The 15,293-nt window shown below is 63.2% G+C and carries 13 protein-coding genes; 8 read left to right on the top strand and 5 right to left on the bottom strand.

Annotated features, from left to right (window positions below; genetic code table 11):
* Window positions 1-263: 263 nt before the first annotated feature.
* Window positions 264-1,124 carry a TIGR01459 family HAD-type hydrolase gene (locus LB528_RS06140; RefSeq protein ID WP_224516504.1) on the top strand — a complete coding sequence of 287 codons (861 nt, stop codon included), beginning with the start codon at window positions 264-266 and terminating at the stop codon, window positions 1,122-1,124.
* A gap of 32 nt (window positions 1,125-1,156) precedes the next feature.
* Window positions 1,157-2,140: a bifunctional riboflavin kinase/FAD synthetase gene (locus LB528_RS06135; RefSeq protein WP_224714202.1), complete on the top strand. Its 984-nt coding sequence runs from the start codon at window positions 1,157-1,159 to the stop codon at window positions 2,138-2,140.
* Window positions 2,141-2,155: 15 nt separating this feature from the next.
* Here the strand turns inward: LB528_RS06135 and LB528_RS06130 are convergent, their stop codons facing one another.
* From LB528_RS06130 to LB528_RS06115, 4 genes are all read right to left on the bottom strand, one after another.
* Window positions 2,156-2,710, bottom strand: coding sequence for an HdeD family acid-resistance protein (locus tag LB528_RS06130; RefSeq protein ID WP_224714201.1), 555 nt, complete (start codon window positions 2,708-2,710; stop codon window positions 2,156-2,158).
* Between the two features lie 124 nt (window positions 2,711-2,834).
* Complete coding sequence (locus LB528_RS06125; protein WP_224714200.1) at window positions 2,835-4,256, bottom strand: glycosyltransferase family 4 protein; 1,422 nt, start codon at window positions 4,254-4,256, stop codon at window positions 2,835-2,837.
* Window positions 4,257-4,269: 13 nt separating this feature from the next.
* A complete protein-coding gene (locus LB528_RS06120) occupies window positions 4,270-5,220 on the bottom strand; it encodes a glycosyltransferase (protein ID WP_224714199.1) in 951 nt (316 codons plus the stop codon).
* Between the two features lie 125 nt (window positions 5,221-5,345).
* Window positions 5,346-6,347 carry a hypothetical protein gene (locus tag LB528_RS06115; RefSeq protein WP_224714198.1) on the bottom strand — a complete coding sequence of 334 codons (1,002 nt, stop codon included), beginning with the start codon at window positions 6,345-6,347 and terminating at the stop codon, window positions 5,346-5,348.
* A 154-nt stretch (window positions 6,348-6,501) separates the two neighbouring features.
* Here LB528_RS06115 and LB528_RS06110 point away from each other — a divergent pair, with 154 nt between their 5' ends.
* The 6 genes from LB528_RS06110 to LB528_RS06085 all read left to right on the top strand — a co-directional run bounded on the left by LB528_RS06110 (window position 6,502) and on the right by LB528_RS06085 (window position 14,756).
* The gene (locus tag LB528_RS06110; protein ID WP_411962106.1) at window positions 6,502-7,620 is read left to right on the top strand and encodes a glycosyltransferase family 4 protein; all 1,119 of its coding nucleotides are present in this window, start codon (window positions 6,502-6,504) and stop codon (window positions 7,618-7,620) included.
* Between the two features lie 231 nt (window positions 7,621-7,851).
* Window positions 7,852-9,402, top strand: coding sequence for an acid phosphatase (locus LB528_RS06105; protein WP_411962105.1), 1,551 nt, complete (start codon window positions 7,852-7,854; stop codon window positions 9,400-9,402).
* Between the two features lie 23 nt (window positions 9,403-9,425).
* Window positions 9,426-9,638, top strand: a complete 213-nt coding sequence (locus LB528_RS06100) for a hypothetical protein (protein WP_224714195.1) — start codon at window positions 9,426-9,428, stop codon at window positions 9,636-9,638.
* Window positions 9,639-9,769: 131 nt separating this feature from the next.
* The gene (locus tag LB528_RS06095) at window positions 9,770-10,567 is read left to right on the top strand and encodes a MipA/OmpV family protein (RefSeq protein WP_224714194.1); all 798 of its coding nucleotides are present in this window, start codon (window positions 9,770-9,772) and stop codon (window positions 10,565-10,567) included.
* Between the two features lie 301 nt (window positions 10,568-10,868).
* The gene (gene ileS / locus LB528_RS06090; protein ID WP_224714193.1) at window positions 10,869-13,832 is read left to right on the top strand and encodes an isoleucine--tRNA ligase; all 2,964 of its coding nucleotides are present in this window, start codon (window positions 10,869-10,871) and stop codon (window positions 13,830-13,832) included.
* A 282-nt stretch (window positions 13,833-14,114) separates the two neighbouring features.
* The gene (locus tag LB528_RS06085) at window positions 14,115-14,756 is read left to right on the top strand and encodes a hypothetical protein (protein ID WP_411962115.1); all 642 of its coding nucleotides are present in this window, start codon (window positions 14,115-14,117) and stop codon (window positions 14,754-14,756) included.
* 47 nt (window positions 14,757-14,803) lie between these two features.
* On the opposite strand, the gene LB528_RS06080 is transcribed toward LB528_RS06085, so the two are convergent.
* Window positions 14,804-15,259, bottom strand: a complete 456-nt coding sequence (locus LB528_RS06080; protein ID WP_224714192.1) for a nucleoside deaminase — start codon at window positions 15,257-15,259, stop codon at window positions 14,804-14,806.
* Window positions 15,260-15,293 lie beyond the last annotated feature (34 nt).

Genomic DNA, 15,293 nt, shown 5'->3' with positions numbered 1-15,293 from the left:
GGACCCCATATTGGAATACGACCATGGTCGTAGTCGGTGTGATACCATGGTCAAAAATCGTTAAATTTCAGCTTGCGCGAAACAATCAACCACGCATCACCTTTTTGACGGCGCGTTAACCCTGTGCTCGCGGGCTTTGGGCATCGCCTAGGGGTGGCGACGGGGAAAGCTCGTGACAGGATGAAGCGCTTCCGTTATGCGGGACCGGCCGCGGCGGCTCGGCTGTCGCGGCCTTGCCACGGATCAAAAATCAGGGACACGGCATGGCGGATTCGCCTGACATCATCGCTTCGCTCGACGATCTTGCGGGGCGCTACGCCGCCATCTTGTGCGACGTTTGGGGCGTCGTGCACAATGGCGAATGGCATTTTCCAGCCGCCGCCGCGGCGCTTGCAAGGGCGCGCGCGGCCAAGATGCCTGTCGTGCTCATCACCAATTCGCCGCGTCGCAGCGCCGACGTCGTCGCCCAGATGAAGATCATCGGGGTTCCCGCCGATGCCTGCGACCGGGTCGTAACGTCCGGCGATGTGACCCGCGACCTGATCGTCGAAGGACCCAGGAAGATCTTCCATATCGGTCCCGAGCGGGATTTCACGCTCTATGACGGACTTGATATCGACATCGTCGAGGAATTCGAGGCCTCTGGCATCGTCTGTACCGGCCTCTATGATGACGAGGTCGAGAAGCCCGCCGACTATGCCGAGCTGCTGCAGCGGCTGCGTGCCCGCAATCTGCCGTTCATTTGCGCCAATCCGGATATATTGGTGGAGCGCGGCGAGCGCACCATCTGGTGCGCCGGCGCGCTCGCGCGAGACTATGCGCAACTGGGCGGCCGCACGTTGATTGCCGGCAAGCCATTTGCGCCGATCTACGATGTCGCCATGAAGGAAGTCGCCGGCCTTCTTGGCCGCGCCGTCGAGCGGAGCGAGGTTCTCGCCATCGGCGACGGCATGATGACCGACGTCAAGGGCGCGGCCGACAACGGCTTCGACGTGCTCTATGTCTCCGGCGGCATTCACGCTCGCGACTATGGCGATCCGCTGCGGCCCGATCCGGAAAGGCTGGCTGGCTTCCTTGAAAAGCACGGATACCGGCCGGTCGCCGTCATTGCGCGTCTGCAATAGGTTGGTGGTCTGGCCATGACGGACGCCTCGACATGAAGCAAGCCTTCGAACATCTTTCGGCGGTCTCGCCATTGCCCGCGCATCTGCGCGGCGGCGTCGTGGCGATCGGTAATTTCGACGGTGTCCATCGCGGCCACCAATCCGTCCTGGAGCGCGCGCTGAGCGAAGCCCGCCGCAACGGCGCGCCCGCTTTGGTGCTCACCTTCGAGCCGCATCCGCGCAAGGTGTTCCGGCCACAGGCGCCGCTCTTCGTGCTGACGCCGCCGCCGATGAAGGCGCGGCTGCTCGCCGGACTTGGCTTTGCCGCTTTGGTCGAGCAGCCGTTCACACGCGATTTTGCCTCGCTCTCGCCCGAGGCTTTCGTGACCGATGTGCTGGAGAAGAACCTCGGCATCCGCCACGCCGTCACCGGTTTCGACTTTCATTTCGGCAAGGACCGCCAGGGCGGTCCGGCCTTTCTGATGGCGGCCGGAGAACGGCACGGCTTCGGCGTGACGCTGGTCGACGCCTTCCGCGACGAAGGCGCGGAGGTGGTTTCGTCGAGCCGCATCCGCGAACTGCTCGCCGAGGGCAAGGTGGAGGAAGCCGCCGGCCTGCTCGGCTACCGTTTCACCGTCGAGGGGGAGGTGATCGGCGGCCAGCGGCTTGGTCGAACCCTCGGCTTCCCGACCGCCAATATGCGGCTTTCGCCGGAAGCGGCCTTGAAGGAAGGGATTTATGCCGTCCGCTTCCGCCGCGCCGATGGAACGCTTCATGACGGTGTCGCCAGCTTCGGCCGGCGGCCCACCGTCGATGACAATGGCGCACCGCTGCTCGAAACATACGTCTTCGATTTTTCCGGCGATCTCTATGGCCAGACCTGCCAGGTCTCGTTCTTCGGCTTCCTGCGGCCGGAGCTCAAATTCGATGGCCTCGACGCGCTGGTGGCGCAGATGAAAAACGACGAGGCGGAGGCGAGGGCGCTGCTCAAGGGCGTGCGCCCGCTCTCGCAACTCGACGCCGAAATCGCTTTCTAGATCGCACTGTTGCTTCTAGCGCTTCAAGGCGAGGCCGATGGCGATGAAGCTCCAGCCCTGGAACACCAGGTCGATCGCCAGGAATAGGCCCAGCACCCAGAGGCTGTTTACCGGCCAGCCCATGGCGATCATCAGGCCGAGCAGAATGGTGATGATGCCGGCCGCGAGCAGCCATCCCCAGCCTTGATGCGGCCGGTGACTGAAGGCCACCCAGGACCGCAGAAGCCCCGAAGCGACGAGCGCGATGGCCAGTAGCAGCGTCAGCACCGCCGAGGCGAGCAACGGATTGTCGAAGGCGAAAAAGCCGGCGACGGCGTAGAGCAGCCCGCTCAGCAGCCAGTAGAAGAAACGTCCCCAGGTCTTGACCCCGAAGGCATGGATGATCTCAATGATGCCGGCCATCAGCATCAGCCAGCCGACCACGTAGACCGAAGCGACGGTAGCGATGAACAGATTGCCGAAGGCGATGCCGCCGAAGATGAGCAGCAGCACGCCGAGCGCCACGAACCATCCCCATTTGTCCCGCGTCTGGCCGATCGCGTCTCTGAGTGCATCGCTTGGCAGAGTCATGGTTTCATCTCCCTCGAAATTCACCACCGGTTGTGCGGCGAGAGGAAGCTAAACCCAATGGTATTGTCCGTCCAGCAACACGAGCCGAACCGCGGGCGGCCGGCCGTCCCCGACCGCAAGGCAGTCATTCTCGCGGCGGCCGGGCTTCGTCTGCGAATGGCGCAAGCGTTGCCTCCAGCGTCTCCCGGCCGGCCTGCTCCCAGCTTCGCGCCACGAACTCTGCGGCCTTCGCCTCGTACGGAGCACGGGCCGCGGGCGAGATGATCCATCCCCGCATGGCGTTTTCCCATCCTTCGACGTCGAACGGATCAAGACAGAGACCCGACGAGCCGACGACTTCGGCGATGGCTCCGCCCGTAGAGGCGATCAGCGCCTTTCCGAAGGCCAGCGCCTCGACGGGCGGCAGCCCGTATCCTTCATAGAACGAGGGGTACACGCAGAACGCGCTGTTGCGGTATAGAAGGGACAATGTTGCGTCATCGACATTGTCGAGATGGACAAGGCTACTGCCGTAGTCGGGATGGCCGTGAAGCTTCGCCAGGACCTCATCGACCATCCAGCCGCTGCGGCCGACGAAAGCCAGCTTCATGCCGCTGCGCGCAACCGTTCCGTCAAGGACCAGGCGCCGCCAGACATCCATGAGCAGCGAATGGTTCTTGCGCGGTTCGATGGTGGAAACAAAGAGGATATAGCGATCCGTCTCGAGCCCGTCCGGCAGGCGGCCGTCCGCCTTCGACTTGCGGGCGCTGTCGCAGCCGAGAGGGACAAGTCTCAGTTCCGGCAGGTGGATGCCGAGCTTGGCGGCATATTCCTCGACATCGGTAGTGACGCGCCTCGAAGTCAGGATGAAGCGGTCTGCCAGCCTGATCGCCAGCTTCACATAGTCCGTGAATCTCTTGACGTCGTGCGGCTTGTACCATTCGGGAAACTGGATCGGAATGATGTCGTTCAAGAGCACGATGAGCTTTGCCCCGGCGGAGCGCGCCTCGCGCGATATGACTGCGACATCGGTATGCACCCAGTCGCTGTTCATCAGGAGCAGATGGTCGCCGGGCGAAAGATTGTATTTGTCGCCGGCCACCGTCTGGAGTGGGACGATCCGGGTGCGCGAACCGTCCTCGCGAGCGACTTGCCGCCGCTCGTTTTCCTTCATCAGCCGGTTTTCGATCCTCTTAAGGAAACCAAGAAAAGGGCTGCCGGGATTGCGCCGGCCGAACGCGCCGATTTCCGTTATCAGGACACGGCGCGGTTTTATGATCGCCATCAGCAATCGCCGCGCCCAGTTCGGCCAGCGATCGTAAAACCGCATCTTGATGCGCGCCGGGTCGGGATAGAAACTCATGTCGCACGAGATGTCGCCGGCGATGATTTCTGCCGCCATCTGCGGCGAAACCTGCCTGAGGACCCGCTCGATCGGGTCGAACACGGTGAACGCCACCTCGGCGGCCTTGAACGCGGCCGCGGTGTAGTGCCGCTGCACGCGGACCAGGCCGACCGGAGGGCCGAGCCAGCGCGCCATGCTCGTGAGATCGACGACAAGCCGCATCAGCCGGGCCGCATCAGTTCGGCCGCATCTTTGCAGGGCGCGCGATCATCCTGCGCCAGGCCAGTCGAGGTCCGAGTGCGAGCGTCCTGAAAGAGGGGGCGCCGACAGCCGCGAGGAACAGCAGCTTGCACGTGACGGCCATGGGTATGCCCGCGGTTCGCAACAGCAACTCGATGTCGCGTCTTTCCAGGCTGGAGACGCCGACCCCCGTGGCGGCCCGCCATGCCAGAAAACCTGCAATGGCCTGCGCGGGCTGGCCGTTCGCGTCGAACGGCTCGGAACGATGGCGACGCAACAGCGCCGACTGCCTGGCCAGTGCCGCGGCCGCCTTTTGCTGGTCCTGCTTCATGCGCGATACTTGTCCCGGATGCGATCTCAGCTTCACCAGCGGCACTTCCATATTGGCCAGTTTTCCCGTCTCGGAAAGCCGCAGCCATAGATCGTAGTCTTCGGCATAGGTGAAGGCGTGACGGTAGCCTCCCGCGCGCCGGACCGCCTCGGTCCGGAACATCACCGTCGGATGAAGCATGGGATTATACCTGGCAAGCGCGTCCCGCAACGGGCCCTTGCCGGTGGGGACGTCGATCGGCCTCAGCAGCTTTCCGTCCCGGTCGATCTGCAGTCCCGCCGTACCGAGCAACTGCAAATCGGGATCCGCCTCGAAACACGCCACCTGCAGGCGCAACCTGTCGGGCAGCGAGACGTCGTCGCAATCCATGCGCGCCACAAGAGGGGCCCGTGCGAGCGAAATCCCCATGTTCAGCGCATCGACGATCCCTTTGCCGCGGTTGGCGACAACTTTCACGCGGCCATCACGGTCGCCGATCGACGTCGCGATCGCGGCGCTGTCATCGCAAGATCCATCGTCAACGACGATGATCTCAATATCAGCCAGGTCCTGCTCCAGGATGCTTTGCAGGGCCTCGCCGACATATTGTGCGCCGTCTCGCACCGGAATGATCACGCTTACTGTCGGCAATAGAATGGTCCTTGCGATAACCGGCCGGGATCGGATGGCTGTTAAATTGCCGAATGTCGGCAGCCCGATCTCAAAATTCCAATTCCAAAGTTCCCTTGATCTGTCGACTGTCAATTTCTTTGTCTGGGCGAGACCTCAAGGACGGAGACGAGCAGCCGCAGGACAGCTTCACGCTTTTTCGCCTTCAATGACCGGTCGCCGTCGAGGCCGACTTCATGAAGCCAGCTACCCCGCCATTCGCAATAGGCCCGTCTGAGCTCAATCCCCGGCAAGGGGGCGAATGCGGTTATCGGCCGTTGCGGCACCGTGTTCGGGTCCGCATCTCGATAGAGCACCTCCCAATTGGCTCCGCCGGTGTCGAGGCCGGCGAACCAGTCGAGCCCGAAGTCGAGCGGCTCGTGGCCGACGGCGTCAAATCGAAAGAAGCAATAGCCGGCCCACAAATACCATCGCGCGCCTGCCCAGCGCAGATCGCCGTAAAAAGCCGTGGCTTCAAGAGGTTCGAAGGGGTCGCATGCCTGCGTTGGGAAAAGATCCTGGTCCAGGAATCCGAACGCGGCCGGTGCGGCAGGCTTCAGGACATTGTGCCACATCCAGTTGAGCGCCGCGCTGTGCGACCGGCTCGGGTTTTTCACAGTCCACGGATTGGCTGGCAGCCTAACATAGGCGGCGCCATGGTCCGCGCAAACCCGCCTGTTGTCGTCTGCGGAAGCATCGCTGATGCTGTTGTCGGCGACGATGTGGAGATCGTGGCGAACAAGTTCTCCCGTCAGCCGCAATTGCAAATCCAGGCACTGGGCATCGCCGAAGGCGACGGTCAGCAGGACAAGGCGGCCCCGGGCGGCGGCACGGATATCATGGATGTCGCCACCCTTGGCCGGTTGACGCACAAAGCTCCGGTCGATTCTCCGGTAACGGGCAGTTTTGATGGCATGCAGCAGCGGCTGCAGCCTCAGCCACTGCCGCCAGTCATATTCGCGTAGGGCCTTCGGCACGGCTATCGCGGCTTTCCGTCGGGGCCGGCTTGGCAGCCGCGATCGCCCTGTGGAATTTTCATGGGCGCGCTCCAGCAGGGTTCTTTTGGGAAAAAGCTTGAACCCGAAAGCATCCAAGTCTCTTGATAACCGGCTATATACAGCATATTCGTGATTTCAACACGACCAACATTTGAGCGCCGGCCGTGTTTGTTTGAATGGAGAAGTCTGGGGCGCACCCGGAGTCTCTCTCGGTCGATCTTGGGGGTAAGGCGGCGCTCCGGAAAATGTGATGAGAATCTGTTGTGCAATCTCTGCCCTCTTTATGAACGGGGGTCTGCAGAGAGATTGTCTGAATATCAGTGACCGACTGGTGGAGCGCGGCCATAGCGTGACGATCCTGACGACACGCCAGGTCGGTCATGTCGAGAGTTCGGCGACCATAAAAGTCCATGCGGTACGGGTTCTCTCAAACCCCGGCACCGAATATGCGCTGGGAAGGACCGTGTTGGCGGCCAGGCGCGACTTCGACTGCGTGGTCGGTTTCAACAAAATGGCCGGCTTGGATATCTACTATGCCGGCGACCCGCCTTATTTTGCGTCGAAGCTCGGATGGTGGCGGCCGTTTTCCCCCCGCTTCATTCGCCAGCAGAACCTGGAATCAATGATCTTTGCCCCCGGCAAGGCCGCGCAGATCATAGCGCTCAGCGAACAGCAGGCAGCGCTTTACCGCGGCTTCTGGCGAACCGAGGAATCGCGCGTTCACGTCGTTGGGCCGACGCTCGATCCGAAACGCCGCAGGCCGGACCTGCTGACTGTCGACCGCAATGAGATCCGCGATCGTTTCGGGCTTCCCCGCAAGGCGGTCATCGCCTTGACCATCGCCAATCGATTGAAGGTGAAGGGTCTCGACCGGGCGGCAAAGGCTCTTCAGCCGTTTCCGGGCATCCATTGGCTGATTGCCGGCCTTCGAAAGAACAGCGAGGAAGAGACGCGGCTTCGCGGCCTGATTGCCAAATCCGGCATGTCGGAACGGGTTACGCTCTTGGGTATCCAGGAAGATATTCCGGCGATCGTGGTTGTGAGCGATTTCATGCTCCATGCGGCTCGCTTGGAAAATACCGGCACGGTGATCCTCGAGGCGCTCGCGAATGGCCTGCCAGTCATTGCCTCGGACGCTTGCGGATATGCAAAATATGTCGAGGCCAGCGGGGCGGGACTGGTCGTGGCCAATCGCGACGATCCCGAAATCTGGCAGCAGGCGATCCGGAAAGCCGGCGATCCGGCGGTCCGCGCGCAATGGCGCGAGGCGGCCATTGCCTACGGCGCGTCAAACCCGCTTACCGGCGGACTGGAAACGGCCTGCGACCTGATAGAGACGTCGCGCCACAACCGGCGCGCCGTAGCATGAAATCTAGGCAAGCGGTTACCGTTTGCCAAAGGCCCTGCCGCTGAAGAGCATCATCACGTAAGGACGATCGCCGCCCGTCATGGCCCCGCCGTGTCGGACTTCTCTCCACATGTGGCCGGCGCATCCTGTCGTTCCGAAGGTACCCCAAATGGCACCGCGATCCTTCGCTGCTATTGCAAAGATACGCCGAAGCTGGTGTCATCCTGTTTTGCACGACTGTGAGGTACGGTGATGACGCGCTCCTCTGGGATTGCCCTGTTTTCCTCAACTTTCGTTCTGTGCGCTGCCGCTTCAGCGTCCGCTTCCGCAGCCCAGCCCGGCGATCCCCCGGACGGCATGCCAAAAATAGAAACGGTGGTTGTCATCTTCGCGGAGAACCGCGCCTTCGACAATCTTTACGGCCATTTTCCCGGTGCCGAGGGCATCGACAAGGCTAGCAAGGAAAGTCTTGAGCAGCGTGACCGTGACGGTTCGGTGCTCTCCGAGCTTCCGCCGGTATGGGACGGGCTGACTGCCAAGGGCGTCACGCCGCCGGTGACGCAGGCGATGACGGAGCACCTTCCGAACGCGCCGTTCACCGTGAACGACGCGAAAGGTTTCAACGTCCCGCTCAACGCCACAACGCACGATCTCTGGCACCGCTATTACCAGAACCAGATGCAGATCAACGGCGGCAAGAATGACATGTTCGTCGCCTGGGGCGATTCAGGCGCCATGCCGATGAGCAATTGGGACATCTCCAAGGGGGATATGTGGGCCGTTGCGCAGAAGTACGTTCTGGCCGATCATTTCTTCATGGGTGGCTTCGGCGGCTCTTTTTTCAACCATCAGTGGCTGATCTGCGCCTGCGCGCCTTACTACGCAAATGCCGACAAAAGCACGGCCAAGCCATCGATCGCGGTGACGGACGATAGCGGCACGGCGCTGAAGCTCGCCGACAATTCACCGAAATCGGCGCGCGACGGCATCCCGAAATTCGTTTCCGATGGCAATCTGACGCCGGATTTCTACGCGGTGAACACGATGCAGCCGCCTTACCAGCCCAGCGGCAACGATCCGGCGCCGGGCGGCGATCCGCGCCTGGCGGATCCGGCCAAGCCGACGACCCTGCCACCGCAGACCGAGCCGACCATCGGCGACATGCTGAGCCTCAAGCACGTCAGCTGGGCCTGGTATTCGGGTGCCTGGCAATACACGCTTGAACACGGCAACCACACGCCGATCCCGAATTTTCAGTACCACCACCAGCCGTTCAACTATTACGCCAACTTCGCGCCGGGCACTGAAGCCAGGCGTGAACATCTGCGCGATGCCGGACTGGGCGGCGTGAGCTTCATCCAGGCGATCGACGATGGCGTCCTGCCGCAGGTTTCTTTCTACAAGCCCCAGGGCAATCTCAACGAGCATTCCGGCTATGCCGACATCCAGGCCGGCGACCGCCATATCGCCGATGTCATCGCGCATCTGGAGAAGAGCCCGCAATGGCCGCATATGCTGGTCGTCGTCACGTATGACGAGAATGGCGGCATCTGGGACCATGTCGCGCCGCCCAAGGGCGATCGCTGGGGCCCGGGCACGCGCATCCCGGCAATCATCGTTTCGCCCTTCGCCAAACACGGCTATGTCGATCATACGCCCTATGACACGACCTCGATCCTTCGCTTCATTACCGAGCGCTTCGAATTGCCCGTGCTGCACGGCATAGTGGTTCGCGACCGAGCCGTTGCGGCGCATGGCGAGCCAACGCTCGGCGACCTTACCGGCGGGCTCGAGCTGAATTGATGGCCCGCATCCGGAGGTCGAGGATGGACGCTGACAGGATTGTCGCGCTGGTCACCGCCGGCGGCATCGAACTCACCGACCGCCGGCGCAACGTCAGGAACGACGGCTGGTTACTGAGCTTCGCCAACGGTGCCACGGTGGAGGTGGGCGACGACGGCAATGCGCGTATTGGCGGAAAAGGCACCAAGGCCGTGGCGGGGCTGCTGGACCTTCCGGTCGCGCCGCGCAGCACCTGATCCGGTAGCCGTTCTCATATCTCGCAGCTGCCGTCCACGTTGCGGATTTTAAGTCAAATTTTACCGAACGCACGGCATGGCTTGAGCGCTGGCGAGTGGTGCTGCCGGCGCGTTCCGCGTAAGGGGTGACGATGCGTATTGTCGGGAAGATTCCTCTGGCCGTCGCCATGAGCCTGCTCACCGCGACTGTCGCTCAGGCGGGCGAAGGCGGCTGGATATCCGGCGACTGGTATCTCACACTCGGCGCCACGGGGCTCGTCGCGCCGAACTTCGAGGGCGGCAAGAAATACATGCTCAGCGCCCAGCCGATCATCTCGCTCGGAAAGGTCGGCCCCGAGGCGCGCTTTGCCTCGCGCAACGACAACATCTCGCTGGCGCTGATCGATGACGGTTCCGTTCGCGCCGGCTTGACCGGTAAGTTCCTATTCGCGCGCGAGAGCGACGACGAACTGAAAGGCCTCGATCCGGTGCGCTGGGGCGGCGAGGCGGGTGGGTTCTTCGAATTCTATCCGCTGGATTGGGTGAGGGCACGGGCGGAGCTGCGGCACGGCATTCGCGCCCATAACGGTTTCGTCGCGGACATCGCGGCCGACGCCTTCTACGACGTCACGCCGACCATCCGCATTTCCGGCGGCCCGCGCGTCTCCTTCGCCTCGTCCGACTATTTCGATGCTTATTACGGCGTCAACGCCAAGGAAGCGGCAGCTTCGGGCTTGAGCGAGTATCATCCGGGCGGCGGCGTGAAGTCGACAGGCCTCGGCGGCACGATCACCTGGAAGGTGACCGAGCCGATGACGGCGAGCGTCTTCACCGAATATTCGCGCCTGATGGGGCCGGCTGCCGATTCCAGCCTGGTCAAGGAACGGGGCGACCGCAACCAGTGGACCTTCGGTGTCTCGACCTCTTACCGCTTCAATTTCACGATGTAGGTCGCGAAAGCGGCCTCATGCCTTCAAATCCGCGCTTTATTCCTGCCGCGCCATCCGCTAAAAGCCACGCCATGACGAGCTTTTCGCGCCTTTTCGCGATCGCGATACGAATTACGGGCCCGGTGTTCCGGGCGGCCTGAGCGCCGCTGGAGCCGCCGGGAGTTTTCGCGCGCCCCTCGCGTTTTTTCATGAACATCAACGCATATCGCCCGAAGGTGGCTTCGGTTTCGGGAAAACGATATGCGTCAAAGCAAGACTTGACGCCCGGCTTTTGTCGTCGGGACCCTGAGATGGCAGATCAATGACCGACACCGTTGAAACGATCGACTATTCCAAAACGCTCTATTTGCCGCAGACGGATTTCCCCATGCGCGCCGGGCTGCCCGAGAAGGAACCAGGCCTGGTCAAGCGCTGGCAGGACATGGATCTTTACAAAAAGCTGCGCGAGGAGGCCGCCGGCCGACAGAAATTCGTGCTGCATGACGGTCCGCCCTACGCCAACGGCAACATCCATATCGGCCATGCGCTGAACAAGATCCTCAAGGACGTCATCAACCGCTCCTTCCAGATGCGCGGCTACGACGCCAACTACGTACCGGGCTGGGACTGTCACGGCCTGCCGATCGAATGGAAGATCGAGGAGCAGTACCGCGCCAAGGGCAAGAACAAGGACGAGGTGCCGGTCAACGAGTTCCGCAAGGAATGCCGCGACTTCGCGGCTCATTGGATCAAGGTCCAGGGCGGCGAGTTCCAGCGCCTCGGCGTCATCGGCGATTTCGACAATCCCTATACGACCATGGCTTACCATGCCGAGTCGCGCATCGCCGGCGAGCTGTTGAAATTCGCCATGTCCGGCCAGCTCTACCGCGGTTCGAAGCCGGTGATGTGGAGCGTGGTCGAGCGCACCGCGCTCGCCGAGGCCGAGGTCGAATATCAGGACTATGAGAGCGACACGGTCTGGGTGAAGTTTCCGGTCGCGAGCCTCGCCCAGCCGGTCGCCGGCGCCGCGCCGGCGCTGGATGGAACCGCGCTCGATCTGGTCGAGGCGCATGTCGTCATCTGGACGACCACGCCCTGGACCATCCCCGGCAACCGCGCCGTGAGCTATTCGCCGCGCATCGCCTATGGCGTTTATGAGGTGACGGCGGCCGAGAACGCCTTCGGCCCGCAGCCCGGCGAGAAGCTGATCTTTGCCGACGCCTTGGCCGAGGAATGCGCCGCCAAGGCCAAGGTCGCACTGAACCGGCTTCACAGCGTCTCGGCCGAACAGCTTGGGAAGCTTACGCTTTCGCATCCTTTCAAGGGGCTCGGCGGCGGTTATGAATTCCCGGTGCCGATGGTTGCGGGCGAGCATGTCACCGACGATGCCGGCACCGGCTTCGTGCACACCGCGCCCGGCCATGGCCGCGAGGACTTCGATGCCTGGATGGAGGCGGCCGCTGACCTTCGGGCGCGCGGCGTCGACACCGCCATCCCCTTCACGGTGGACGATGCCGGCTTCTTCACTAAGGACGCGCCGGGCTTCGGCCCTGGGCGCGAGGGCGGTGCGGCGCGCGTCATCGACGACAACGGCAAGAAGGGCAACGCCAACCAGGCGGTCATCGACGAGTTGATCAAGCGCAACGCGCTCTTCGCGCGCGGCCGGCTGAAGCACAGTTATCCGCACTCCTGGCGCTCCAAGAAGCCGGTCATCTTCCGCAACACGCCGCAATGGTTCGTCTATATGGACAAGGACCTGGGCGACGGCACGACGCTGCGCAGCCGCGCGCTGAAGGCAATCGACGACACGCGCTTCGTGCCGGCGGCGGGCCAGAACCGCATCCGCGCCATGATCGAGGAGCGCCCAGACTGGGTGCTGTCGCGCCAGCGCGCCTGGGGCGTGCCGATCGCCGTCTTCGCCGACGAGGACGGCAATGTGCTCAAGGACGAGGCCGTCAACCGGCGCATCATGGACGCTTTCGAGAAGGAAGGCGCCGACGCCTGGTTCGCCGAGGGCGCCAAGGCGCGCTTCCTCGGCAATCACGATGCCTCGAAATGGCACCAGGTGATGGACATCCTCGACGTCTGGTTCGATTCTGGCTCGACGCATGTCTTCACGCTGGAAGACCGTCCGGACCTCAAATGGCCGGCCGACGTCTATCTCGAAGGCTCGGACCAGCATCGCGGCTGGTTCCATTCCTCGCTGCTCGAAAGCTGCGGCACCAGGGGCAGGGCGCCTTACGACACGGTCATCACCCATGGCTTCACCATGGACGAGGAAGGCCGCAAGATGTCGAAGTCGCTCGGCAACACCGTCGTGCCGCAGGATGTCATCAAGCAGTCCGGCGCCGATATTCTGCGGCTCTGGGTGGTGACGACCGACTATTGGGAGGACCAGCGCCTCGGCAAGAACGTGCTGCAGACCAATATCGACGCCTACCGCAAGCTCAGGAACACGATCCGCTGGATGCTGGGCACGCTTGCCCATGACGACGGCCAGGATGTGCCGGTCGAGGCCATGCCGGAACTGGAGCGGCTGATGCTGCACCGGCTGTCGGAGCTGGACGAGGTGGTGCGCCAGGGTTACGACGCGTTCGAGTTCAAGCGCATCACCCGCACGCTGCTCGACTTCATGGTGGTGGAGCTTTCGGCATTCTATTTCGACATCCGCAAGGACGCGCTTTACTGCGACGGACCGTCGAGCCTGCGCCGCAGGGCGGCCGTGCAGGTGGTGCGCCACCTCTTCGAATGCCTGGTGAAATGGCTCGCGCCGATGCTGCCCTTCACCACCGAGGAAGCCTGGCTTGACCGCCATCCGGAAGCCGCCTCGGTGCATCTCGATCAGTTCCCGGTGATCCCGCAGAACTGGCGCGACGAGGCGCTGGCCGAGAAATGGCGCAAGGTGAGACAGGTGCGCCGCGTCGTCACCGGCGCGCTGGAGATCGCGCGCGCCGAGAAGCTGATCGGTTCTTCGCTCGAGGCCGTGCCGGTGGTCACCATCGACGACGCCGCGTTGGAGGCGGCGATCGCCGATGTCGACATGGCCGAGATGGCGATCACCAGCGACCTCGTCATCAGCCGCGGCAAGGCGCCGGAAGGCGCCTTCACGCTCGACGAGGTCAAGGGCGTGGCGGTGGTGGTGGAGAAAGCCGAGGATCGCGGTCTGGTCAAATGCGCGCGCTCCTGGCGCTACACCGCCGATGTCGGCCAGGACCCGGAATTCCCGGACGTTTCGGCCCGCGATGCGGCCGTGCTGCACGAGCTGAAGGCGCTTGGGCGGGTTTAGCGCATGTCGCCCAAAGCATGCGCTCGGGCTTGTCCCGAGCGTGCGCAGCGGTTTTGGGATCCAGTGCAAAAGTACCACGCCGGGCGGCCAATCGCCGCCCGCGCGTTGCCCTTAATAAGTGGTTGAGGTAAACACGCGACAATCCGGCAGACAAATTGTCGCCGGATTTCCGTCGCAAGTGCGGGGAACAAGGGGACCGTGCCGTTGGCCGGTGGCGACCGAAAGGCTGTTAGAGTGGGACTTTTTGGCATGACCGACAGAACGTTTGCGCGCGCCGCGCTGATGGCGCCGCTTGTGGTATCGGCCATCGCAATGTCCGGCTGCGTGAGCTCGCCCACCTACGGGACCGGCAAGACCGCGGCCGCGCAGCTGTTCGACGATGTTTCCGGCGCTGCCGCGATCACGCCGAAGCGTCGCGATCCGATCGACTACAAGCCGCGTCCTGAACTGGTGAAGCCCGCTCCGGGGCAGAAGGAAAGCCTGCCGGCGCCGCAGCAGAGCATCCAGACGGCGAGCGCCGACTGGCCCGAATCGCCGGAGGCGCGCCGCGCCCGCATCCGCGCCGACGCAACCGCGCATCAGAACGATCCGAATTACCAGCCTGAAGCGGCCGAGGACGTGCAGACTGATCCCGAAGCGGTGAAGAAGGCGATGGCGGAGTCGGGTTCCAGCCATCCGCCGCGCTGGTCGCCGGATGACTCCAGCGCCACGCGCCGCGCCGAGGTTCAGCGCCGGCTGGCCGAACAGAAGCAGGGCGATCCGACCACTCGCAAATATCTGAGCGAGCCGCCGCTTGCTTATCGCCAGGCGGCAGCCACCGCGCCGCAAAACGAGCTCGGCGAAGACGAGTACAAGAAGGAGCGCCGTCTCAAGGCGCAGGCCGAAGGCAAAAAGGGCGGCTGGTTCGACTGGCTCGGCCTGTGAATAGTCAGTAGTCGGTAGTCAGTTAGTCACCTGCTTCACTACTCACTTCACCCGTCATTCCGTTTCTCGCGGAAGAAATCCTTGAGGATGAGGGCGGCGTCGCTCTCGCCCATTCCCGGATAGATGTCCGGCGTGTGGTGGCAGGTGGGCGAAGCGAAGAAGCGCACGCCGTTGATCACCGCACCGCCTTTCTCGTCGGCGGCGCCGAAATAGAGCCGCCGCAGGCGGGCGAAGGAGATCGCGCCGGCGCACATCGCGCAGGGCTCCAGCGTCACATAGAGATCATGGCCTGTGAGGCGTTCGCTGGCGAGCTTCCGGCAGGCCTCGCGGATCGCCAGCATCTCGGCATGCGCGGTCGGGTCCGAGAGTTCGCGCGTGCGGTTGCCGGCCTTCGCGATCACCGTGCCGCCATTGGCGATCACGGCGCCCACCGGGACTTCGCCGCGGCCGGAGGCCGCCACGGCCTCTTCAAGCGCCAGAGCCATGAAATCCGGTCGTTTCACGCGGTCTCCATTCCGATTACTTCTCGCCACCCGA

The organism is Mesorhizobium sp. CA4 (assembly GCF_020165075.1).
Taxonomy (GTDB): domain Bacteria; phylum Pseudomonadota; class Alphaproteobacteria; order Rhizobiales; family Rhizobiaceae; genus Mesorhizobium.
This window is presented reverse-complemented; position numbering and strand designations above follow the sequence as displayed.

What these genes read in the sequence shown, in the direction of transcription:
- LB528_RS06140 (WP_224516504.1), top strand. Translation starts at nt 264, where the DNA reads ATGGCGGATTCGCCTGACATCATCGCTTCGCTCGACGATCTTGCGGGG.
- LB528_RS06135 (WP_224714202.1), top strand. Translation starts at nt 1,157, where the DNA reads ATGAAGCAAGCCTTCGAACATCTTTCGGCGGTCTCGCCATTGCCCGCG.
- LB528_RS06130 (WP_224714201.1), bottom strand. Translation starts at nt 2,710, where the DNA reads ATGACTCTGCCAAGCGATGCACTCAGAGACGCGATCGGCCAGACGCGG.
- LB528_RS06125 (WP_224714200.1), bottom strand. Translation starts at nt 4,256, where the DNA reads ATGCGGCTTGTCGTCGATCTCACGAGCATGGCGCGCTGGCTCGGCCCT.
- LB528_RS06110 (WP_411962106.1), top strand. Translation starts at nt 6,502, where the DNA reads ATGAGAATCTGTTGTGCAATCTCTGCCCTCTTTATGAACGGGGGTCTG.
- LB528_RS06105 (WP_411962105.1), top strand. Translation starts at nt 7,852, where the DNA reads ATGACGCGCTCCTCTGGGATTGCCCTGTTTTCCTCAACTTTCGTTCTG.
- LB528_RS06100 (WP_224714195.1), top strand. Translation starts at nt 9,426, where the DNA reads ATGGACGCTGACAGGATTGTCGCGCTGGTCACCGCCGGCGGCATCGAA.
- LB528_RS06095 (WP_224714194.1), top strand. Translation starts at nt 9,770, where the DNA reads ATGCGTATTGTCGGGAAGATTCCTCTGGCCGTCGCCATGAGCCTGCTC.
- ileS (WP_224714193.1), top strand. Translation starts at nt 10,869, where the DNA reads ATGACCGACACCGTTGAAACGATCGACTATTCCAAAACGCTCTATTTG.
- LB528_RS06085 (WP_411962115.1), top strand. Translation starts at nt 14,115, where the DNA reads ATGGCGCCGCTTGTGGTATCGGCCATCGCAATGTCCGGCTGCGTGAGC.